General features: G+C 67.0%; 17 protein-coding genes and 1 pseudogene. 6 read left to right on the forward strand and 12 right to left on the reverse strand.

Features of this window, described 5'->3' with window-relative positions:
• Positions 1–8: 8 nt before the first annotated feature.
• A pseudogene (locus RFN52_RS40010) lies at positions 9–174 on the forward strand (IS5/IS1182 family transposase); the annotation flags it as partial.
• Between the two features lie 48 nt (positions 175–222).
• On the opposite strand, the gene RFN52_RS00125 reads toward RFN52_RS40010, so the two are convergent.
• The 3 genes from RFN52_RS00125 to RFN52_RS00135 are packed head-to-tail and all read right to left on the reverse strand — an operon-like array spanning position 223 to position 1,833.
• On the reverse strand, positions 223–915 hold the full coding sequence (locus RFN52_RS00125; protein WP_184854676.1) for a restriction endonuclease: 693 nt from the start codon (positions 913–915) through the stop codon (positions 223–225).
• A 25-nt stretch (positions 916–940) separates the two neighbouring features.
• Positions 941–1,624: a restriction endonuclease gene (locus RFN52_RS00130; RefSeq protein ID WP_184854675.1), complete on the reverse strand. Its 684-nt coding sequence runs from the start codon at positions 1,622–1,624 to the stop codon at positions 941–943.
• Complete coding sequence (locus tag RFN52_RS00135; RefSeq protein ID WP_184854674.1) at positions 1,624–1,833, reverse strand: hypothetical protein; 210 nt, start codon at positions 1,831–1,833, stop codon at positions 1,624–1,626. The genes RFN52_RS00130 and RFN52_RS00135 overlap by 1 nt, the downstream gene beginning before the upstream one ends.
• Positions 1,834–2,479: 646 nt before the next feature.
• Here RFN52_RS00135 and RFN52_RS00140 point away from each other — a divergent pair.
• Positions 2,480–2,977: a PDDEXK family nuclease gene (locus RFN52_RS00140; protein WP_184854673.1), complete on the forward strand. Its 498-nt coding sequence runs from the start codon at positions 2,480–2,482 to the stop codon at positions 2,975–2,977.
• A gap of 318 nt (positions 2,978–3,295) precedes the next feature.
• Here the strand turns inward: RFN52_RS00140 and RFN52_RS00145 are convergent, their stop codons facing one another.
• From RFN52_RS00145 to RFN52_RS00160, 4 genes are all read right to left on the reverse strand, one after another.
• Complete coding sequence (locus tag RFN52_RS00145; protein ID WP_184854672.1) at positions 3,296–4,762, reverse strand: UvrD-helicase domain-containing protein; 1,467 nt, start codon at positions 4,760–4,762, stop codon at positions 3,296–3,298.
• The gene (locus RFN52_RS00150; protein ID WP_184854671.1) at positions 4,759–5,241 is read right to left on the reverse strand and encodes a hypothetical protein; all 483 of its coding nucleotides are present in this window, start codon (positions 5,239–5,241) and stop codon (positions 4,759–4,761) included. The genes RFN52_RS00145 and RFN52_RS00150 overlap by 4 nt, the downstream gene beginning before the upstream one ends.
• Positions 5,238–6,104, reverse strand: coding sequence for a DUF6083 domain-containing protein (locus RFN52_RS00155; RefSeq protein WP_311240819.1), 867 nt, complete (start codon positions 6,102–6,104; stop codon positions 5,238–5,240). Before RFN52_RS00155 ends, RFN52_RS00150 begins: the two co-directional genes overlap by 4 nt.
• A gap of 169 nt (positions 6,105–6,273) precedes the next feature.
• Positions 6,274–6,537 carry a helix-turn-helix transcriptional regulator gene (locus tag RFN52_RS00160; protein WP_184854670.1) on the reverse strand — a complete coding sequence of 88 codons (264 nt, stop codon included), beginning with the start codon at positions 6,535–6,537 and terminating at the stop codon, positions 6,274–6,276.
• 636 nt (positions 6,538–7,173) lie between these two features.
• Here RFN52_RS00160 and RFN52_RS00165 point away from each other — a divergent pair.
• Positions 7,174–7,791: a hypothetical protein gene (locus tag RFN52_RS00165; protein ID WP_311240820.1), complete on the forward strand. Its 618-nt coding sequence runs from the start codon at positions 7,174–7,176 to the stop codon at positions 7,789–7,791.
• Between the two features lie 157 nt (positions 7,792–7,948).
• Positions 7,949–8,581 carry a hypothetical protein gene (locus RFN52_RS00170; RefSeq protein ID WP_184854669.1) on the forward strand — a complete coding sequence of 211 codons (633 nt, stop codon included), beginning with the start codon at positions 7,949–7,951 and terminating at the stop codon, positions 8,579–8,581.
• A gap of 31 nt (positions 8,582–8,612) precedes the next feature.
• Here the strand turns inward: RFN52_RS00170 and RFN52_RS00175 are convergent, their stop codons facing one another.
• The 3 genes from RFN52_RS00175 to RFN52_RS00185 are packed head-to-tail and all read right to left on the reverse strand — an operon-like array spanning position 8,613 to position 12,053.
• On the reverse strand, positions 8,613–9,335 hold the full coding sequence (locus tag RFN52_RS00175) for a helix-turn-helix domain containing protein (protein ID WP_184854668.1): 723 nt from the start codon (positions 9,333–9,335) through the stop codon (positions 8,613–8,615).
• Complete coding sequence (locus RFN52_RS00180; RefSeq protein WP_184854667.1) at positions 9,335–11,422, reverse strand: hypothetical protein; 2,088 nt, start codon at positions 11,420–11,422, stop codon at positions 9,335–9,337. The genes RFN52_RS00175 and RFN52_RS00180 overlap by 1 nt, the downstream gene beginning before the upstream one ends.
• A gap of 25 nt (positions 11,423–11,447) precedes the next feature.
• Positions 11,448–12,053, reverse strand: coding sequence for a helix-turn-helix domain-containing protein (locus RFN52_RS00185; RefSeq protein WP_311240821.1), 606 nt, complete (start codon positions 12,051–12,053; stop codon positions 11,448–11,450).
• A 795-nt stretch (positions 12,054–12,848) separates the two neighbouring features.
• Here RFN52_RS00185 and RFN52_RS00190 point away from each other — a divergent pair.
• Positions 12,849–13,058 (forward strand): DUF6207 family protein, encoded by a 210-nt coding sequence (locus RFN52_RS00190; protein ID WP_184854666.1) that lies wholly within the window; start codon positions 12,849–12,851, stop codon positions 13,056–13,058.
• 419 nt (positions 13,059–13,477) lie between these two features.
• A complete protein-coding gene (locus tag RFN52_RS00195) occupies positions 13,478–14,137 on the forward strand; it encodes an HNH endonuclease family protein (protein WP_184854665.1) in 660 nt (219 codons plus the stop codon).
• A gap of 294 nt (positions 14,138–14,431) precedes the next feature.
• On the opposite strand, the gene RFN52_RS00200 is transcribed toward RFN52_RS00195, so the two are convergent.
• Both RFN52_RS00200 and RFN52_RS00205 read right to left on the reverse strand, forming a co-directional pair.
• Complete coding sequence (locus tag RFN52_RS00200) at positions 14,432–14,749, reverse strand: hypothetical protein (RefSeq protein WP_184854664.1); 318 nt, start codon at positions 14,747–14,749, stop codon at positions 14,432–14,434.
• Between the two features lie 19 nt (positions 14,750–14,768).
• Positions 14,769–21,269 (reverse strand): RHS repeat-associated core domain-containing protein, encoded by a 6,501-nt coding sequence (locus RFN52_RS00205; RefSeq protein ID WP_311240822.1) that lies wholly within the window; start codon positions 21,267–21,269, stop codon positions 14,769–14,771.
• Between the last annotated feature and the right edge of the window lie 2 nt (positions 21,270–21,271).

Below are 21,271 nucleotides of genomic sequence, written 5' to 3' on the forward strand. Positions count from 1 at the left end.
GTTGACCTCTGCGCTGTCCTCAAGCACGGCAGAAGCCTGGAGATCAGTGACGAGCTGTGGGGCGGTGATCGAGCGCTGCTGCCAAGCGCGAACGGCGGCCGGCATCCTAGGCGCAAGCGGATCGATGCCCGCAGGACACTGCAGGGTGTGCTGTTCGTCCTCTACACCGGGATCCCCCTGCCGAACATCTATGCCGCGGAAGGGTGTTCTTGGACCCGTGCCTCATGCGGTGGAGTCTTGCTGGATGAGAACGGAGTAGAGGTGTTCTCCGTGGGCCCAGCGCTTGAGCTCGTAGCGGCCGACGAGGGTGAGGTTGTGGCGTTGAGCGAAGTCGATGGCAGGCTGGGTGAAGCCGTTAAGGCCGATGATCAGAGCCAGATCGGCGCGGTGTTCCGGGCGGGCGGTCCCGTTGAACGTCTGGACCTCCTTTGACCCGACCGGACGCGCGTACTTCTTGCATTGCAGGACGAGTTTGCGGTTCTCGTCGTCGTAGGCCACGACATCGGCGCCGAGGTCTCCCGCGCCACCGACCCGGAGCGGGCGGTCGAACCCGTCGCGGGCCAGCATTTCGGCGCATGCTTGTTCGAACTCGGTCGCAGTCATGGCCGACAGCTGTTTCATCCGGTACGTCAGCATCGCCGGCTCGGGACCTGCTGCTGGCTCGTAGGGTTCGGCGTAAACGACGCCGCCGTCTGCAGTGGCCCGCCGGACCAGCGCCGCCAGGGCAATCAGCGCCGCCAGGCTGAGTGCCGACCACCACGGGTGTTCGGTGATCCAGTGCCAGATGTCGAAGGTGAACCACCGCGCCACGTCGTCGGTCAGCCATGCCCACAGTGTCTTGGCCACCCCTAGGAGCACGACCGTGCACAGCAGGAACTTCAAGAACGGGTCGAGCGAGCCGTCTCCGTCGAACACCAAACCCCCCTCATCCGATGTGCGTTCACGCGGCCACGCGCCTGAGCGGCATACGCCTGGCCCTGGCCGGCAGGCGCAGCAGTTCCTGTAATGCGGTGCCGTGCTCGGCCCAGCGCAGGAGCTGGTTGCGGTCGATCCAGCGGACGTTGTGGCGGTCGCCCCATTGCTTGGCGTTGTGGGTGAAAGCTCCGTTGGTGACGACGACCGCGTGATCGGCTCCATGGACGGGCCCGGCGGTTCCGTTGACCTGGTACATCACGGATGAGCCGACCTTGCCGCCCACACGGGTGTGCTTGGCCTGCACCACAATCCGCCCGTGGTGGGGGTGCTGGGCGATGACGTCCGCGGCCTGGTCACCGCCCTGGCCCACTTTGCGGGCAGACCATCCGTCACGGATCAGCAGATCCCGCAGCGCGTACTCGAACTCCTCATCGCCCATGGCGTCGAACTGCGCCAGCGTGATCCTCAGTGCGGCCACCCGCTCGGCCGCACGGCGGCGCTGGGCCGCCACACGCAGCACGCGCCACACCAGGATGCCAGCGGCCGCTGCGGCAACCGCCAGCACGACCGGCCACCCACGCAGCAGCATCTCCCCCACCGTTGTGACCATCCGGATGGCCAGGACCACCACCGCGACGGCGACGAGGGCTGCAGCCAGCCATTCGGCCTGGCCGCGGGGACGTCGAAACAGCGACCGCCACTGGGCCATCAGCGGCCGGCCGATGCGGAGACAGAAGGCTGCGGGGTGACCGGCGGCGCTGAAGCAGCCTCGTCGAACCCGAACACCTGCCCCCACAGCCAGACCCCGGCGATCAGCCCGGCAATCATCCAGGCGCTCAAGCGCTTGGCGCCTTTGGGCCTCGGATTGCGGCGGATGTGCCCTCGTACACGGTGGTAGCCCTCCGGCACCTGCCCCATAGCGTCCCCTCACGCTCCAGCGGGCCGAGGCACGGCCCGTCACTGAAATGGGTGTATCAGCGGGCACTGACAGAAACTGATGAATCATCATGTGTGGTCGCTTTGAACCGGCCACGCGAGCGCACGGCACGCTGCCAGGGCAAGCGCAATGCTGGTGACCTGCGGCAACACAGACGCCGAGAAAACCGGGAAAGTGGGCACCGTCGGCCGTCCCGAAGGCCACTTACAGATGCCGCGGTGGTCTCACCTGCAGATGTGCACCCGGAAGGGGACTTAGAGGCGTATCGACAATTGTCTCGAAAGGGTTGGTGTGACACCTGTCCACCGACTGATAACTGCGCAGCGACAAACCTCGATGAGGCCGCGAACCTAACGGAGCTGCGCAGCTCACTCTTCCCCCACAGCACCGGCCTGCCGTGAGGCGCAGTGCACCCATACTGCTGGCCCCCTGACACCGTCCCTATTGGGAAGGGCGAGCATCACTTTTCGGTCGACTGCTCCCGCCCTGAGTGAGACACGGTGGGACACCGGCGGACACTGATGGACGCCAATGAACCACGATGACCGCTAACACCAATGGCCAGCACTGGCCTGAGCTCGTGCGTGCATTGTTTTGGCGCGCCGCCGATGCGCAACACTCCCCCGTATGCCGAGCTTTCAGCAGCGGAAGGACGTTGGCGACGCACACGAGCAGCGCGTCGCTGAGGAACTGAACCACCGCGGATGGACCGTTGACGCGTGGGGTCAGGGCGTGTTGAGTGAGGGGGTCCGTTGTGCGCTGCGAGGCACCGACAGCGCGTTGCGCTGGGCCCCCGATCTGATAGCCGCCAAGGGCCGCGAACTCTTCATGATCGACTGCAAGAGCCGGATGACCAGCCGCACCACCAGTCGTCACGCGGTAGAGAAGGCTGCTGTCATGGCCCACCTCCATCTGGTCGCCTGGACTCAGCTGCCGGTCTGCTACGTCTTCGACAATTTGGACGTGCTCAGTCCCCATGACGTCCTCATGACCGGGTATACCGGTCCCCGAACTGTCCACGGCTCCGGTAGTTCCTACTACCTCGTACCCGCCTCCCGCGCCTTCTCCTTCAGTGAAGTCTTCGGCCGAGACCAGGAAGGCGCAGCAGGGCTGACTGCTGCCTGACGAGGGCATCGAAGGGCCAGTTTCAGGAGGCGTACCCTCAGCGGCTACCGGCATGGTGTGGGCGGGATACGCGCCGGATCCTCGCCTCAGGCGGGAGCGCACCATCGCCGTCTAGCCTTATCGGCACGGTTCATTCTGGACGGAACGTGCCGCCGTCCGCGTCAGGCTGTGTGGCGCTCCGCCGAGTGGGCCAGGAGGGTGTCCTCAGCGCTTCCCGGGAAGCGCCGCCCATGTGAGTGGAATGTTCACGCCGGTCGCAACATTGTTCGCCTCATCGCCGTGGTCTCTGAGGAGAAAACACCGCCACAAGCCTGATCTTCAGCTTTGCCCTCGACACGGCTGATGGTCGATCCATGAAAGTCCGCCGAGATCGAGGCGGCGGCGGGTGCGGGTAACTGCCACATAGGCGAGGCGGGCTTCGGCGTCAACGATCGTGATGAGTGCATCGCGAGCTGGGTGGTCTGGTGGTGCGTTCGTCTTCTGGTGTGGGGTGAAGTCATCGGCGACCCTTACGCTGCCCCATTCTCGGCCTTTGGCCTTGTGCACGGTGGAGACGCTCACGCTTGCATGTGTTTCGGGGGCGAGTCCCGATACGGCTGCCAGGATGGCATCGGCTCCGTGGGTGTCGACGAGTTCGACGAACGGCTGCAGGTCGCGTCCGGCCGGATCGTGGGTGGCATAGTCCTGCAGTTCTCCCCAGGTAGGGAAGAGCACGAGTTCAGGGTGATACGTGCGGTGGCCTTCTTTCAGGTCACGGGCTGCTTCGGCCAGAGCGCGCAGACTGTCCCCTCCTCCGACCAGCCCGACGCGGTGTCCTGCGTCCATCAGGGCCATGACCTGGGTCATGGCGCCGACGTTGGTGCGGCACAGTACCGCGTCGGGGTGGGCGACAAAGCCGAGTTCGGTGGGCACGGTCTCGGTCCCGGTGAGGCGGATGGGGGCGTCGGCGAGGTGGAGCCAGCGGTTGGCTTCCTCAGCGAGTTGAGGGCCGAAGCGGAACGATTTGGACAGGGTGAGCTGGGTGCCGTCGAAGCCAGTCATGACGTCCTTGGCGCCGCGCCACTGGTAGATGGCTTGGGCGGAGTCGCCGACCATGACCAGCTGGGCGTGGCCGCGCTGGTTGAGGAAGATCTGTTCGACGACGGGATTGGTGTCCTGTGCCTCGTCCAGGAGCAGGAAGTCGGTGACGATTCTGGGCTGGGTGAGGGCCCACATCTTGAGGTAGTGGTCGTGGTCGAAGCGGACGGCTCCATCATCGGGGTTCTGCAGGTCGTTCCAGGCTTTGCGGACGTAGGGCAGGAGGTGGGCAGCGAGCTCGCAGTGCAGGCCCGTGTCTTCCAGGCCGCGCAGTTGGGGCACGTGATGGCGGCTGATCTTCTCGTCGGCGGTGTGGCAGAAGCGGGTCACCGTTCGCAGCAGGGCGTTGGACAGGGCGCGTTGGGAGACGTCGCGGTCACCGATGCGGACTGCTTTGGTGACGCCTAGGGCTTGGCCGGTCTGCCAGGCTGGGCGGCGGGGTGCGTTCAGGCGGTTGGTGTAGCGGTGGCCGACGGCGGCGTAGGCGAGGGCGTGGGCGGTTTTGCACTGGACGGTGGCTGGGAAGCGAGTGCGCGCGTCCTGAGCGATGGCTCGGTTGTAGGCGAGGTAGCGCCCGCGGCGTGTGGTGGTGCGGGCGAGCAGGGTGAGAGTGGTGGTCTTGCCGGTGCCGGCGCCTGCTTGCAGGGCGAGGTGGTCGCCAGCGTGGAAGGCATCGGCTGCTGCGGTCTGTTCGTCGGTCGGGTTCATGGTGTGGTTCCTTGCTGGGGCTGAGTGAGGGCGTGCCCCACGGCGGACAGCAGGTGCGCGGGGGTGGTGCGGGTGAGTAGGTGGCGTACGGCGCGGTCGAGGCGGTCGGCTTCCTGGTCTGCGTGCTCGGCCAGGGCTCGCTGTAGGGCCTCTCGTACGAAGCGTTCGGGGGTGAGGCCCGCGTGGCGGGCATCGCGTGCGATGACGGTGTGGATGGCGGGCGGGAAGGCGAGGTTGAGCAGGACTTGTCCGTGCGCGTCCGGGTAGTGGGTGGTGATCACGTCGAGGGGCAGCCGGGCGGCGAGGCGCCGACGCAGACGATGGGCGGCGCGTTCGGGGGTTTTGGCACCCACCAGGGCCATCAGGCGGGTGGCATTGTGGTTGGCGGCGAGCGGCCAGGCTTGCGCGCTTTGACGGAGTTCGGCTGGCCTCAGGGGTCGAGTGAGTGTGATTTCCAGGGCGTGGTGCGGCATCGTCACCGGCCTCTGAGCTGGCGTGCCGGAGGCTGGGGCGGGCGAGTGCGGATGTGTGCGGCGTGCAGAAGGGGGTCGAAGGGCTGCCATTCGGCCACGGCGAGGTCGGCTGCGTAGGCGGTGGCGGCGTGTTGCGGGCAGCACTGGGCTCGCCAGCGCAGCTGTTCGCTGTAGGGCAGGTGGCCCAGGTCGTAGACGGCCATCAAGGCGTCGCGCAGGGTGAGTTGGGCGCGGTGGGGGCCGGTGGGCAGCAGCCTCCAGGCGCCGGCGGGGTTGGTGGGGGTAAGGACGGGCTGCGCGCAGCGGTGACGGTGTCGGGTCTGCGCCACGCAGCGGATGTGTTCGACCGCCTGCTCGGCGAGGTAGCGGCACAGCAGCATCTGCACGACGGGACGGGAGGGGCTGTCGGTATCGATGTCGGTGGCTTCTGAACTGGTGGGTGGCGGGGAGGGAGTGAAGGCGCCGGTGTCGGTCAGACGGCGGGTGTGGATGGCGAGCTGGCGGCGGATCGCCTCGAGGCGGGGGCCGGGGCGGCAGAGGGGGGTGCGACGAGGACAGAGCACGACGTGGGGGATGCGGCACCACGGGCTGCCGTCACCGTGAGGGAAGGCGATGCCGCTGCTGAGGTGCCATCGGCAGGATTCGGGGACGTGCGTGGTGGCCAGTTCGGCGGGGTGCAGTGCGATGGGCCGTTGGTCGGCGCGCTGGTAGAGGTCGATGCGGTTGCCGCACTGGCGGCATCGGCCGCTTTGGCCAGCGCGCAGCAGGCGGCTGGGGCTGTTTCCGGCGATCTGCACGGGGCGGTGATGGCGGGTGATGCGGCTGCTGCCGTCCCAGTGTCGGCCGGCGGAGGCGGGCATGGAGCACATGGCCCGGACCGTGCCAGGCGGCACGCTGCGATGCGCAACAGGGCGGGGCGTGTGTCCCCCGGTCGGCCCAACAGCCTCGAACGGGCGCTCTCCCAGGTGGCCTCACGTTCGATTCAGGCTCGCCATTCGAGTGATTCGCGGTCTGGCACGGAGGTCGGTTGCGGGGGTGTCAGGAGCCGTGTGTGCCGGGCGGGGTGTGGTCGCGGCAGAGGGTGCCGAGGAGCTGCTCGATGGGCACGTCGAAGGTGTGGGCGAGGGCGTGCCAGGTGGTGACGCTGCCGGTGGTGCGGCCGTGTTCAAGGTCGATGAGGGTGCGCCGGGCCAGGCCGCTGCGTTCGGCGAGTTCATCGAAGGTCCAGCCGCGCTCTCCTCGCAGGCGCGCGAGGTTGACGCGCAGTGCGGTGAGGTCCGGATCCGGCGGCAAGATCGTCACTCCACCATCCGACGGTGCAGAACCCTGCCCTGTCAGTGCAGACCTCTGCACTATTTGTCGAGGTGGGATAGCTGGATCGCGGTGCAGAGATCTGCACTACCGTGCGTACTCCGGCCCTCTGCTGCCGGAGCACCGGCTAGGTCGGCGCAAGACAGACGGGAGGACGAACAGCCCATGAGGCTTGCCGGCGCGCACGCCGCAGTGCGGCGCATCTGGACAGTGGAACTACGTCCGCGAGCGGGCGTTCCCACTCTCGTCTGCCCCTCCTGCACCGCGCGCACGCTGTCACTCACAGGGGACTCGGCACGGTCGGCTGTCCTGGCTCACCTGGCCCACCACGCACACGCCGAAGCGTTGCCCGCCCACTTGCGCAGCTGCCAGTGCCGAGTGCGGGGCTGCCTGTGGCATCCACGTCACCGCGGCTGCGCCGGGCCGGTACTGCTCGCACTTACCCGCGACCGTTCCGGCCGCACCTGGCGGCTGGCCGACACGTGCGCAGCCTGTGCGGCCGCGACCAGCCATACCGCCGTGGTGCCTGACACCCTCTCCGGACCCCGGCCGCGTTCCTTTGCCTGCTCCTCCCCCTCCGCACGCCGGGCTCACCCTGGGATCCAGGAGCGGCTGCGAGTGAGAGAGATGCTCACCTACCTGGGCACAGCACTACCCAGGTTCACCTCTCCTGCGGCCCGGTTGCTGGCCCTGCAGTGCGCGCTGCGCACCGATGCCTGCGGCCAGGTCCGGCTGCCGGCAGGTCTGCTGCGAGGCATGCGCCTGCGCGGAAGCGGCGAGTTGTGGCGGGAGCTGGCCCACGCTGGCTGGCTGCAGCTGCCGGACTTCCGCGCGCTGCCCTTGCAGCTGCGGCTGCTCGATGCCGCGGTCCTGGACCAGGCGCCCGGACGCCGCGCTCGCTGCCGCGCCGCCCACTGGGCCCTGCACCCCGCACCGCTGGCGCTGCCAGCCGCGGCGCCCGCCCTGCGGCTGACTGCCCTCGTGCTGGCCGCCCACCCCCCTAGCCAGGCCGAACACGGCACCGAAATGGACATCCTCGCGAGCCTGTGCGGACATTCCCCGCAGCAGACAGGGGACATCCTCGACCGGCTGGTGACCACCGGCACTCTGGAGGCATGGCATCTCAACCGGGAGACCGACGAGGTGTGCTGGCAACTGCGTCAACCGCAGGCCCGAACTCATGCCTGTGGACGGACTCGTTGGCGCCCGGACCGCGCAGCCTTCAAGGAGGCATCGAGCACATGACATGACTCAGATGGGAACAACCGGATCTACCTGTCCGTACCATCTCTACACCAGAGCATCGTGCGGCACATGCGCTCTCCAGGCCGGGCCGGGACTTCGCACGCCGGAGACAGGCATCACCCGCATCGTGGTCACACGCCGAGGAAAGGCCAGCATCATGCCCGAGACGACAACTCCTGCCACGGAACTGGCGTCGCAGTACATCGCCCAAGTGACCGGCGATCTCGAGACCAACCTCAAGGAGCAGGAACGTATCGGTGCGGAAATCGCCTCCCTGCAGGAGCAGCTTGCATCCCTGCAGAATGACCACGCCGTGCTGGTGAACATGCGGCAGGTCCTCGGCATCCCGACGGCATCGGTCGAGCCTGCAGCCGAGTCCCAGACGAAGGTTCCCTCTCCCCGGCGAAAGAAGGCCGGTGCCGCGACCGCCGGGAAGCAGAAGGCCCGCAAGTCCACCGCAGCGCCGGCAAAGAAGACGGCGAAGAAGCCCTCAGTCAAGGCGGCGAGTTCTGCGAAGGCGGCTCAGCCCACGCTGGTGGAGCTCCTTCGCCACCACCTTGCCGAGCAGAAGGAACCGCGCTCCGCAGCAGAAATTTCTACAGTGCTCGGCCAGGCCCACCCCGACCGTGACATCGCGGCCAAGGTCGTGCGCGTCACGCTGGAGGGGCTGGTGGCCAAGAGCCAGGCGGAGCGCTCCAAGCAGGGCAGGTCCGTCTTCTACGCCGCCCCTGCCCCGGAGCCGGCCGCAGCGCCCGAAGCCGAGGCTCAGCCCGAGGCCGCCGATCACTGATCGTGCGCTGGGGTGGGTTGTTCGGGCCGGGTCATCGTGGTCGCCAGGTGCGGATCTCCAGGTGGGTGATGTGGGCGTCCGGGCGGATGCGCCCGGTCTCGACCAGCCACTGGTGCACGGCTGCGGTGACATCGCCGGCTGCGGCGTCGACGCGGAGGGCGAAGTCGGTGGCATCGAAGCCACCGGTCTGGGCGGAGCCGTATGAGCGTTCCTCGGTGTGGTCGGCACGTTGGGTGACGTCGCGGCGGATGCCGGGTGAATCGGTGCGGCTGCCGGAGGGGTGCAGGTAGCCGGTTTTGGCGAGGCGGACGGTGAAGGCCATGCGCAGGCCGCGGCGGGCGGCTTCGGCGATCAGGGGGCGCAGGCGGGCGGAGCCGGAGGCGATGGCCTGGGCGCCGGCGCGGCCGGTTCCGGTGCCGGTGGGGGTGATGAGGACGGCCTTGGTGCGGACGCGGGCGCGGGCGCCGGAGGCGGTGGTGCGCCGCCTGGTGTGTCGGGCGGCGATGGCAGTGAGTTCGGGCAGGTCGGTGATGCCGCCGGTCTCGACGGCGGCCAGGACCTGGCGGAGGGCAGGGACGAAGGCCGCTCCTTTGTTCCTGGTGTAGAACTGCGAGACCAGGGAGGGATCGCGGTCGAGGATGCGGGCGATGTCGCGTCGGGTGTAGCCGGCCTGTTGGAGTCGGTCGGCGAGGCGGGCTGCTTCGTTCAGCTCGCCCTGGTCGCCTGGCGGGTTACGGCGGGTGCGGCGCGGCATCAGGCCTCCCGCTCAGGGGTGAGGGCCGCACGCCCGGCATCCCGCAGCGCGAGGAGTTCTTCCTCGGTGGCGGGTGCGGCGTGGGGGCCGGTGAGGTGGCCGCGCAGAAGGTAGTCACCAGGCTGGTGGTGGTAGGGCCAGTTGTGGGGCTGGGTGAGGTAGAGGGCGTCGGTGCGGAAGGCGACGACGGTGCCGGGCGGGGTGTGCAGGGCGCCGGCGTAGGTGTTCTCGTCGCGGTGGCGTTGGGTGAGCAGGGCGGCGCGGGCTCCGGACCAGATCGCGGCGGCCCATTCGGGGTGGGCGTTGGGGTCGCGGGCGAAACCGGTGGGCTTCTGCCAGGTGATCAGTTCGTCGTCGAAGCCGATGATCTCGGCATCCGGCGGTACATCGCGCTCCATGCTGCGGGGGGTAGTACCGGTGACCATGCGGGGCCGCTGGGCGAAGGCACCGATGCCGTACAGGAGGATGGAGCGCACTGCGCGGGAGGCGAGGTGAGCGGCGCGGGCCTGTTCGGGGTTGCCCTGGAAGTGGGCCTGGGCGGAGAGGTTGGTCCAGGTTTCTTTCAGTTTCCTGGCCCAGTCGTCGAGGGGTTTTCCGTCCTCCCACAGGATGCCGTCGAGGATTTCGATCTTCCACGGCGTCATGGGGTTGGTCAGGGCGGTGTGGATTTCGGGGCCGCCTGCCCAGGTGGTGAAGGTAGTGCCGGGTTCGGCCGGGTAGTGCCAGGCGCGGTCCCCGGGCGCGGGAGCCGGGAGAAGGCCGACGTGGTTCCAGGTGTCGGGGACACTCACGCGTACCTGCCAGTGCCCACACCCGTACAGGGCGCGCATCTGCTCCTTCTGCGACCAGGCGGCGAAGGTGGTGGCGGTGATGCGGCGGGGGGTGCCGACGGGGGATTTCCAGGTGTGCTTGGCGTAGGCGAAGGTGCGGTCGTACTCCACGAGCTGGGGCAGCTGGTCGGGTACGCGGGGCGGGGTGATGAGTTCGTTGCGGCCTTGTCCGGCGGTGGCGTGCAGCAGGCCGCGCAGTTCTTCGGAGAGGACAGGGAAGCCGTCGGCGTGCTGGCCGCGGGTGGGGATGGTGCGGGTCCACAGGTCGCGGCCGGTCTGGGAGGGGGAGCCCATGACGACGGCATCGGGCCAGTGGCGGCGCAGGGCCTGCCACAGGAGCACGAAGGCGTCGCGGACGGTTGCGGGGTCGTCGCCGTCGACATCGAACCACTCCCCCACCGAGCGGATCTCCACGTGGTGTTCGCCGTGTTCGCGCTGGTAGCGGCCGACGGGGTTGCGGGCATGGACGAAGTGTCCGGCCATGCGGTCACGGCCGCGGCCGGTGTCGGTGCGCCAGCCAGGGGTGGGGGCGTTCAGCCAGGCGGAGACGGCGTCGCGCAGGTAGGGGTAGCGGTCGGCATCGCGGTGCCAGGGGTCGCCTGCGGTGATGTAGATCCGTTCCACGCCCTCGGGGACGGCGTGGAAGACGGCAGTGAGGATGTCCGCGGCTGTCCGGGCGGCGAGGTCGAGGTGGTGGGTCTGGTTGCGGTGGACCAGGACGCCGGTGGTGGTGTCCAGGAAGACGGTGGAGCGGGCCTGCTGGGTGAAGTTGGGCCGGGTGGAGGCGAGGTTGGGGGTGTGGGCGAACCAAGCGTCGCCGCTGCTGCCGGCGGGAACGGAGGGCAGCTCCCGCGGCGTCTCGGCCTTGTGCTGCTGCTTCGGACCGATGGTGTCGGCCGCGGCGGAGTGGGCAGAAGCCGAGGTCATGGCGGGAGCGGCGGCTGCCTGCTGCCGCGGAGGCGGTGTGGTTTCGGCAGTGTCCTGGTCCGTGGACGGTTTGTGAGCCTCGGGCTGCGGGTCGTTGTCTGCGGCAAGGCTGTCGGGGGCCAAGGCGGGAGCGAGGGAGACGACGTCGGCCACGCCCAGCCCGGCCGCGGGGGCGATCCGCTCCGCCTTCGCCTTGTCATGGGAGGCCAGCTGGATGATCCGCTTGTCCCGGTCCGCTTCCAGCTTCGCCAGCGCGGCCCGGGCTTTCTTGATCTGGTCCCGCACGGTGCGCAGATCGGCAAGCGCGGTGCTGTAGCTCTGTGCGTCCATCGGGCGTTCCTTGTCCGGACCGGGGTCAGCCGACCGTGGAGTGGGTGGTGACGTAGGCGATGGCCCCGCCCGAGTGGGAGGCGAGCCGAGTGCCCAGCAGCAGTTGGGCGAGTCGGCGGTCGCTTTCGAGGCTTGAGGTGATCGCGATGTGCGGGGCGGCCAGGTCGGTGACGTAGCCGGCCAGGCGGGCATCCGGGAAAGAGTGGCGACCCTGAGTGTTCTTCTCCCAGCACTCGAGGCCGGTCAGTACCGCCACTACGTAGCCGGACAGCGTGACAGGCAGCACTCCCCCGGCTGCGGTACTTGCCGCATCACACCGCCACCAACCCCGCAGCGCCCTCAACAGATCGTCGGGCGTGAGGTCGGCGGCGAAGCCGATCCAGTCACGGTCAGCGTCCTCGACGCGCTGGGCGGCGTCCACGCGCAGCACAGCGATCTCTGAGTTGCCCAACTGCTGCAGGGGCGCGTCGCGGCGCGCACTGAGGGCCTGCACCACGCTGAGGGGGGTCATAACGCGCACGCCACGCTTGGAGATGCCAGGGAGCAGTCCGGCATGCACGAGACGACGGAAGGTCGTGACGGCGCAGCCGAGTTCATCGGCTGCCTGCCCCGTCGTCAACAGCATGTCCATCACCCACTCCCCCCTTGTGCAAACTCCGATATCTGATTTGGCATGTATTTTAGGTGTGGACTGAGGGACCGTCAATGAGCACCCAGGCTCGCCGCGGGACCAGAACACGGGGGCACCTTCCGCGGCCTCGGCGTCAAGTTCGTTCCGCACAGACGCGGCTGGCCGACGAGTACGGGGTTCTTCATCGCACTCCGGGTTCGAACGCCGCGAGAACGGCTGACGGGTCTGGCCCGTTGGCTGACCAGGCCTGTGGGTGGAGCACGCTGTAAGGTTCCGGTCGCGGGGCTACGTGAAGCGTGTCCAGTCCGGCTCGCGCGGATGCGTCGGACCGCCCCACACCAAGGCTCGATCGGCGGGGCTGGGCACCTCGGTGTCCTGGTGGCCGTCCACGCACTCCCCGCGGCATTCTCGTGCAGGGCATCAGCTATTGCGATGAGGTAATCGGCAAGCGACAGCCACACGCTCAACTCCACACGCCCAGCGGCGAGATGCCGGCTCCTTCGACGGCTCCGATCCGCCCGTACCCGGGTCCTGGCGTGCAGTCCGTGAACAGCCTGTACAGGCCGCTGCGGTCGGTCGCGGCGAAAGCGAGTCTCAGAGCCGCAGACGCTCCACCGCTATTCCGGCAGTGCACCACACCGTGCCACGCCACTCAGACCGCGGGCCCGCGTGGCAGCCTGTGACGTCGGCGGGAAAGCTTGCTCGTTGGCCGCCGAGCCATCGTTCTTCTACTCGGTAGTGTGAAGAACCCCGCGGTCGCAGAACTTCTATGGGCTCCTTGGCGTAGAGCCTTGTATGAAGCCGATCAACGAAGCACACGTGGCACAACCGGGCCTGGCCGTGGTCGAAGTCGCAGCCGCCGACGACCAGACCGCGTTCGCTATTCAGGAGGCACTCGCCGGACGGTGGGCGACCGCGTCGGCGGACCGTACGACCCGGGCCCCTGGAGAGCCCGGCGTACGGCTGCGCTGCTATCTGGACGTGCGCCAGAACCTCAACTCCTAACCTCACGCCCGATGCTGTCCAGGACGGACCGTGAACACAAGGTGCCGGTCGCTGGTCGGAACGCGGATCGTGCGATCCCGCCTGGTTCCGGCGGCAGCTTGACGCGCGCGTTGCACATCGACGCGGCCGCCTGCGCCCATCACGACAGCGACCATGCCTGCACGCCGCGGTCGCCGCCCTGACCGCGCTGCCGGACGGCTGACGCACCCGCCTGGTCCACCGCCACGTCCAGAACCTGCGCGAGGCAATCCCCGCCCAGCACCATCACGAACGCGCAGTCCGGGCGCCGCGGGACTGCCCTCGCCGCGTGAACACCCTTCGAGCTGTACCGTTTCTCCGGTACGACCATTGCACTCACACGAGGGGCGCATCTCTGTCCCCCGCCCGTGCGCCCCAGGTAGGCCGCTACCAACAGGTACATGCGTACCGCTCTGCTGCTCGGCCTGCCCGCCGCGCTCCTCGCCGCCCTGTCCCTCACCGCTGGCACGCCCGCCCATGCTGCTGAGACCGTTCCTCTGGCCGAAGCCGTCGCGAGCCTGCCGCTGGCCACCGAGTCCCGCAACGGCTACACCCGCGAGGCATTCAAACATTGGAATGCGGGCGACGACCCGGCCGACGGCTGCACCACCCGCAACGAAGTCCTCATCAACGAAGCCGTCGAAGCGCCGGCCGTGGGCCCCCGGTGTCGGCTCACCGGCGGCACCTGGTGGTCGTACTACGACCAGACCACGGTGACGTCCGCCTCCGGCCTGGACATCGACCACATGGTTCCTTTGGCCGAAGCCTGGGACAGCGGCGCCTCCGCCTGGACCGCGCGGCGTCGCGAGGCCTACGCCAACGACCAAGGCCAGGAGACCTCGCTCGTCGCGGTCACCGCCCGCTCCAACCGCAGCAAAGCAGACCAAGACCCGGCTCAGTGGATGCCCCCGGCCACCGACGTCCACTGCCGCTACGCCGCCGAATGGACCGCCACCAAACTGCGCTGGAACCTCACCGCCGATGACACCGAGCTGGCCGCCCTGACCGACCTCGCCGCCTCCTGCCACGACCGGACCGTCACTTACACACCCGCCACCTGACCGTCCGACGGATATTTGCCCGCAGCACCACTCATGGAATGGTCGACGACCTGTACAGCAACGGGGCACGGCAGATCTCAGGGCGGCGTCAAAGGCTTCTGCAAAAATTCCACGGAATGTGACGAGACCGCCACCCCCTACGATGCAGCGGTCAGTCTCGCGTCATTCCTGCTATGGAAATCAACTCGAAGACAGATGCTAGGAGATGGCGGCCGCAGGGCCAGCATACTGCGGGTGGCCGGGCTTACACTTCCCGGCTAACTCCCTGACGAAGCCATCCACACTACCTCGGCCTCATACGGTCTCGACTCGAAGGAAATGCAGACCCGGAATATCGGCAACTTTTCGCTCTATCGCAGAGTTGCCATAATTGACATAGACGAGAACACGGTAGTGGGAATATTCGGGTTCCACGTACTGCCCCTCTTCATCCCGCACGTTTTGCTCGACGGAGAGCTCGGTGCCGTCGCTATCGCGATTGAAGAAATACTCTCCGCCCCGGTATGAACTCTCCCTAAGGGAGAGCGTTCGACCCAAAGCATCGCCGACCGAACGGGCGACGTCTGCAATGTTGGTTTGTTTTGTCCCGAGCAAGGCGAAACGCGCTGGCACCAGTACTCCCTCTTTGTCATCACGGCCGAAGGAGGATGCTGGGCGATCTGCCGGTCGCACCCTTGACCGATCCATAGATCATAAAGTTTACCTCTCGGCCGGTCGACTCCGTGAGGCTCCTCCGTAGATCGCCGAGCCCCATCCTTTCGAGGTTGGCTCCCTTCAGGGGCTCGGTACGAGTTCCACCCGAGCGAAGCTTAACGCCAGCCGCTTTCGCTTGCGCCAAGATGCCCTCTCCAGCCAACGCCACATCGAAGTCACTGTGAGACCCGAATGGGCGGCCAGTCTTGTAACTCCTGCCAGTCACAGAACTTCCCTGCATTATGGGGGTCACGTCTTCGTACCCGATACGCCTCAACCCTGCGGAAAGATCCGACTTGAATCCTTGGAATTGCGCGGAGTTCGGGAAGCCGAGAGGCATCCTTCGAGGGCCCGGAGTTGGTCTACCGCCAGGTCCGACCTGCACGACACCGGTTTTGAACTCGATGCTCTCGCATGGGTAGCCGGGATTACATATGGGACCTTCAAAGAGTGATCTTAGTATCTCTTTGAAGCCTTTGTCCGGCTGAGGACCGAACATCCAGTTGTCGCTATTGCCGTGATTTTCTTTCGTATCACTCGGCCCAGCGGCCGCCATGCACCTTCCGGACGCGTTAGCGCCACTGCACCAGTAGCTGTCCCCTGCGCTGCTGGTTTTCCCGGAGCTGCTAGTACTGGCCGTCCCCTTGTTGTTGTTGTAGTCGTGGTAGTCGATCGGACCACATGATCCCTTGTGGCAGCTGCCAGCGCTCGGGTTTCCTGGATCGATCGGGCCATCCTCGATGATGTCACCGGAGCCGTCCCCCTTGGGAGTGCCGACGCCGCATTGGTCGGCCCTGCACAGGCCGGTGGGATCGGCGGAGGTGACTGGTGAATTGCCCGCGTAGCTGTATCCGTTGAGCGTCTGCGGGTCGTCCGGTGCCACTATCGGGTCGATGCTGATGAACTGGCCGACCGATGGGTCGTATTCGCGGGCGCCGATGTGAGTGAGGCCCGTTGACGTATCTGCCGGCTTACCGAGGAAGGCCTTGTCGTCGGGCCATGTGGTCGCCTTGGTGCCTCGCACGTCACCGAAGGGTGTGCTGTAGCGCTTGGTGACTGTGTACGTGGTCGCATCCAGGAGAAGGCTCGACGTGCCGTGGTGGTCTGCGGCTAGGAAATTGAGCTTCGTGCCAGAGGAACCCGACACCGCTGTGCGCACCGCTATGGTCTGGCCGTTGGCGGTGTAGTAGCGCGTGCCGGAGAGGGTCTTCGTGGTGCCCTTGGTGGTGAGGCGGATCTCGTTGCCGCCGGGCAGGTAGAGGACGGTGTCTCCGTCGCCCTTTGCTCTGCGGATCAGCAGTTCGCCGGATGCGTCGTAGAGGTAGGTGGTCTCTTTGGTGCTCTCGGTGAGCTTGGTCAGTTCACCCTCGGGGTTCCAGGTCAGCGCCTGCTGGGCGGTCGGGCCAAGGCGGGAGGTGGTGTTTCCGCTGCTGTCGTAGGAGTAGCTGCCGGTCCGAGCACCGGTGGTCTTGTCCAGGGTGTGCGGCTTGGTGTCCTTCGTCGTGTCGTCGTAGGTGTAGGTAGTGGTCTGGTCGCCCGAAGAGGTGTGCTTGGTCTCAGTCTTGCGCTGGCCTGCCGGGTTATAGGTGTAGGAGGTCCAGTAGGGGGCTGTGCCGTCGATGTTGGCCATCACGCGGCCGGAGGTCGCGCAGTCTGCGGTCTTGGGTGTCCAGGCTTCGGTCATACGGCTGTGGCCGTCGTAGGCGAAGCACTGGAAGTCTGTCTTAGTCGTTCCGCCCTGGGTGGTGCCGTCGAAGATCGATGTGACGTTGCCGGCGTCGTCCTGGGTGAATTTCAGCTCCTGCGGCATATAGCCGTGCACGTCATCAGTGACCCAGGCGCGGGTGAGTCGTCGGGTGCCCGGCTCATAGGACCAGTTGAGGTACGCCTTCTTCGACGAGTCCGCGGGGTCCATGCCCAAGGCGAGCTGGCCGAGATCACCCTGAGGGGAGAACGTCGCGCCTTGGAGGTAGCCGGTGGTGCCCTTGGAGCTGATCTGGTGGCCGGTCGAGTCGTACTCGTAAGAGACCGTCTCGGCGGGCAGTCCACCGATCGCCGGCGAGGCGTACTGGCTGGTCGTCCCGTCCAGGTTGAAGCCAGTGCTGAACGACATGGTCTTCGGGATGCCTGCCGTCACCAGTGGCTCGGTGTCGGGCAGGAGCAGCTGGCTGCCGGTGACCTGGTAGAGGTTGTCGTAGGCGGTGATCTTCTGGGTGTATTCCTTGCCGGCCAGGCCACCGTCGTAGCGGACCGCGGTGTCCTGCTGGCCTTTGGCGAGGGTGTCGAACGTCCAGGCTGCGAGCTTGTTGTTGTCCGTCTTGGCGACCTGCCACATGCCCGTCTTGCGGCCGAGGTCGTCGTAGTCGTAGAGCAGCTTCTTGTTCGTGTCGCTGTTCGGTGTGGTGCTGACGACCTGGTCGAGGGTGTTGTACTCGGTGGTGCTCTTGCCCTTGTCCGGGTCGGTGGCCGTGACCTGCCGGCCGAACAGGTCATAGATGTAGGACCACTTGGCTTGGTCAGGGCCCGTGATGGTGTCCTGCTGGCCTGCCGGGGTGTAGGTGAAGGCGGTCTTGGTGAAGTCGGTTCCAGTCGGCTGCGGGCCGCCGTACTCACGGCGTTCGGTTGTCTGGCCCAGAGCGTTGGTCACTTCTGCGGTGGCTTGGCCGCCGTTGGGGGCGCTGGTGCTGACCGTGTCACCGGTGTAGGACGTGGTGGTCGTCCAGCGCGTAGCGCCGTGTGCCTTGGTGACCGCCTTGGTCGGGCGGCCGGCGCCGTCGTGGGTGGTGTCCGTCTGTAGCGGGGCCTGGCCGGCGGAGGTTTGTACCGGGGTGGCTGCGGGGGCTGAGGTGCTGTCCCAGATGTCCGTCTGCTGGCTGACTGTCAGGCCTCTGGTGTCGTAGAGGTTTAGCGAGATGAGCCGGCCGCCCTGCGGGGTCGGTGACTGGGTCTGGCGGGTGCGCAGCAGTGAGTCGTAGAAGGTGTAGCTGGTGTTGTAGCCGGAGCCGTCGCCTTTCAAGGTCCCGGTGGATACCCAGGACATTGCGGAGCTGGTGACGTTGTAGGAGTAGATCTGGTTCGGCGTCTTGTTCAGTGCCTTGAGGCGGTTGGGCAGCCAGACTTTGGTCAGGCGCCCGAGGCTGTCGTACTCGGTTTCTGTGACCTTGTTGTTGGGGTCGGTGACCTTCCGTGGCGTGCCTGTGGCGAAGTCGACGTTGGTCGTCGTCTTGTACAGCTTGGCGTCTTCGGCAGCGGTTGTGGTCAGAGGGCCGGCTGCGGTCGGTGTGTAGGTGGTCTTGGAGATCTGCAGGCCGTTGGTGTTCTTGACGATCAGCGGGCGGCCGAGTGTGTCGAAGGTTGAGGTGGCCACCTTCTGCCAGGCGGGCGCATCGTCACTGCCGTAGCCCTTGGCCCGTCCGGTCCAAGTCGGGTCTCCCTTGGTGGGTGTCTGAGCGGCCGACCATGCGGTGGCTGTCGCGTCGTCGTAGACGGTGGCGGTGTCGGTGATGACGTCGCCGGGACGGCTGGAGTCTGCCGGGAGGTCGAGTGCCGAGTCGGCGGTGGAGCAAGCCTTGGCCACTGTCCGGGTGCGCGATGCGAGGGAGTTGATGCCCTTGGCGTCGTTGCGGGCGTACCAGGTGCGGGTGCACTTCTCGTCGCCGGTAACGGCTGTGTCGCCCTGGTCTTCGACGGTGGCGGCCATGCCGTAGTCGTCGAAGGTGGTCTTTACCGTGCGCACCCGGTCGTAGGGGTCGAGCTTGCTGGTGATGTTGGTGCGGGAGTGGCTGGCACCGGTGCGGACGTAGTACGCCTCAATGTCCGCATACGACTTGTGCTGAGTTGCGGTGCGCTTTGACCAGGGATCGTTGATCGTGCCGGCAACTTCGGCCGTGCCGTTGTAGGTCACGGTCTCGCGGGTGAAGCCCGCGTACTGGTCAGAGTCAGTGATCTTGCCGGCCTTGATACCGGCGACTTCTGCCGTCCTGCGGGCGTCTGGATCGGGAGTCCTGCCGTCCGGTCCCAGGACGCGGTCGCCGTGCATGCCGCGCAGGTACAGAGTGATCGTTTTGCTCTGGGTTCCCGTCGAAATGCCGGCGAGGTGGGTAACCTTCTCAAAGCCGCGCCAGATGGACCATGTGCGCTCCTTGGCCGGGGTGAGCGGGTCCTCGTCGTAGTGCCAGGCGCCGCCGCCGCTGTACTGGTAGGTGTGCTCCAGCGCCTCCGAGCCGCCGCGCTCATCGACGGTCTGCACCGAGCTCACCGGGTACTTCTGGAACCAGTCGAGAATGGGGTCCTTCTCGCCGTTGGGAGACCAGTACACCGGGTAGCAGCGCTTGGTGTTCCGGTCGACCTTGGGCATGGTCTGACCGGCGACGCAGTCGGCGTCCAGGTAGGTGACGATGGTCTTCGCGCCGGTCTCGGAGATGACACTCTTCAGACGTGGCTTGTGCAGGGGCAAGATGTCGTCGGTTCCGTCGACCCGGTTAGCCAGCATCTCGTGCGTGAACTTGACCGGGTCCAGCGACAGGTCGGTTCCGCGCTTGCCCGTGTGCTTGATCTCCTCCAGCCACAGCGACTGATCCGTCGAATCACCGGTGTCACCCGGGTCCAGGTAGTTCTGCTTCAAGGACCAGACGTCCACCGGATCGAAGGCGGGGGTCGTGGCCGCCGCATTCCACGCATAGGTCGTGACGGTGGTCAGCCGCTTGCGTGTGAAGAACGTCGGGCCGGTGTTGCCGGTGCACTTGTCGCCGTCCTTGCAAACCGCGTCGAACGGCACGTCCGGCCAGTTGTCCCGCTTGTCCTCGGTCAGCGCGTCACAACCGGTGCCCGAGGCAAGGCAGCGTTCCGCGTAGTCGAGGACCACCTTGTTCGAGGCGGCGGGAGAGCCGGAGAACAAGGCGCCGGCACGCTGGCCGTAGCGGATCTCCTTGAGGTAGCCGCCGCGGACGTAGTCGGTGCCGGTGTTGTCGTCGCCAAGCTTGTCGTAGTTGTTGTGCTCAGCCGTGTACCAGTAGGACATGGCATTGGCGTGGGTGTCTTCGACGTAGTCGAGGTTCCACCGCCAGGCCTGGGTCTTGGCGCGGCCAGAGAACGAGGTGCCGTCTGCGTAGCCGGGCTCACCTTCGTCGTCGCCGAAGACGGGTACGGTCCACACCGACTTGGTGCGGTCGTCGGTTCCGGCGCCCTCGAGTTTGTTCAGGCCGAAGACGTACTTGGTGCCGTCGCCTGTGATGACCGTCCAGTACTCGCCGTTGTCGTCACCGTTGTCGGCGTCGGTGGAGCGGGTGACTTTGGAGGCGTCGTCGTTCTTCAGCCGCCATTTGCCGGTGGTGTCGTCCTTGACCAGTTCGGTGGCCTGGCCGTTGAGGACGAGGGAGGCGTTGTCGTACTTCCAGCACAGGTCGAACTTGTCGTCCTGGCCGTCGTCGTCACAGGAGCCGTACTTGCGCTCGATGTAGGACGAGGTCAGGTCGAAGCCCTCGCCGATCTGGCTGCCCTGGTTGTTGGTGCTCGCGGTGCGTCCGTCGACAGCGCCGGAGTCGTACGAGATGGACAGCGTGGGCTGGGGCCCGGCCGCGGCCGGCGGTACCCGCAACGGATAGGACCAAGTGAACGTGCCCGACGAGCCGCCCGCTTCCCAGGTCGAGGAGGCCGACAGCGGGGTGGCCTTGTAGTCACCGGCCCCGGACTGTGTCCCGGCCGCCAGCGCCAGCATCATCGGTGTGCCGGAAGACGGCAGGTTGACGGGCGCCGATACCTGCCTCTTGGAGCGATCGTTGGTGGAATCGAGTGGGAGGCGTTTGCGGCATTTCGCTGTGGCTGGATCGGTCAGCGAACAGCCGGGCAGGCGCGTCAGTTGCAGGCGGCCGGCCCAGTCGCCTCCGTAGGCGGAGGCGAAGGCTGAGTAGTCCAGGCCCAGCTGCGTCTTCCCGCCGTTCTTCGGGCCCGTAAGTTTCAGGGCGACGCCCTTGATGCCGAGCTTCGCCGCGGCCTTTTGGCCGAGCACCTCAACCGTGACGGGCTCAGCCGTCTGGCCCTTGCCCGGGGCAGTCAGGGTGATGGGCAGGGACCCGGGTGTGGCTTTGGCGGTGCCCCTGGCCGGTAGGTTCACCTGTGCTTTGCCGGCCTTGGGCCAAGTGGTCTCTTTGGACCGGTCACGGCGTGCGCGGGTGATGGCTGCCTGGTCCGCTTCCTCGGACTTTTTCACCGTGGCGGCGGCCTTCTTGTTCACCTTCGCAGTGAACGGGCTGACCTTGGCCGAGCGGGGCTTTTGCAGGCGGGGAGCGCCCAGGGGGTCGGGTTCGGCGCCGAATGCTACGGGTGTGAGCAGGCCGGGGAGCATGGCCAGTCCGGTGGCTGCGGCCAGGCGGCGGGACCAGCGTCTGGTGATCTCGCTCCTGCGGCCCGGGCTAGAGCCGGGTATGCCGAGGGGGTTCATGT

Origin of the sequence: Streptomyces collinus, assembly GCF_031348265.1 — a bacterium.
In the GTDB taxonomy this organism is placed as follows: Bacteria; Actinomycetota; Actinomycetes; order Streptomycetales; family Streptomycetaceae; genus Streptomyces; species Streptomyces collinus.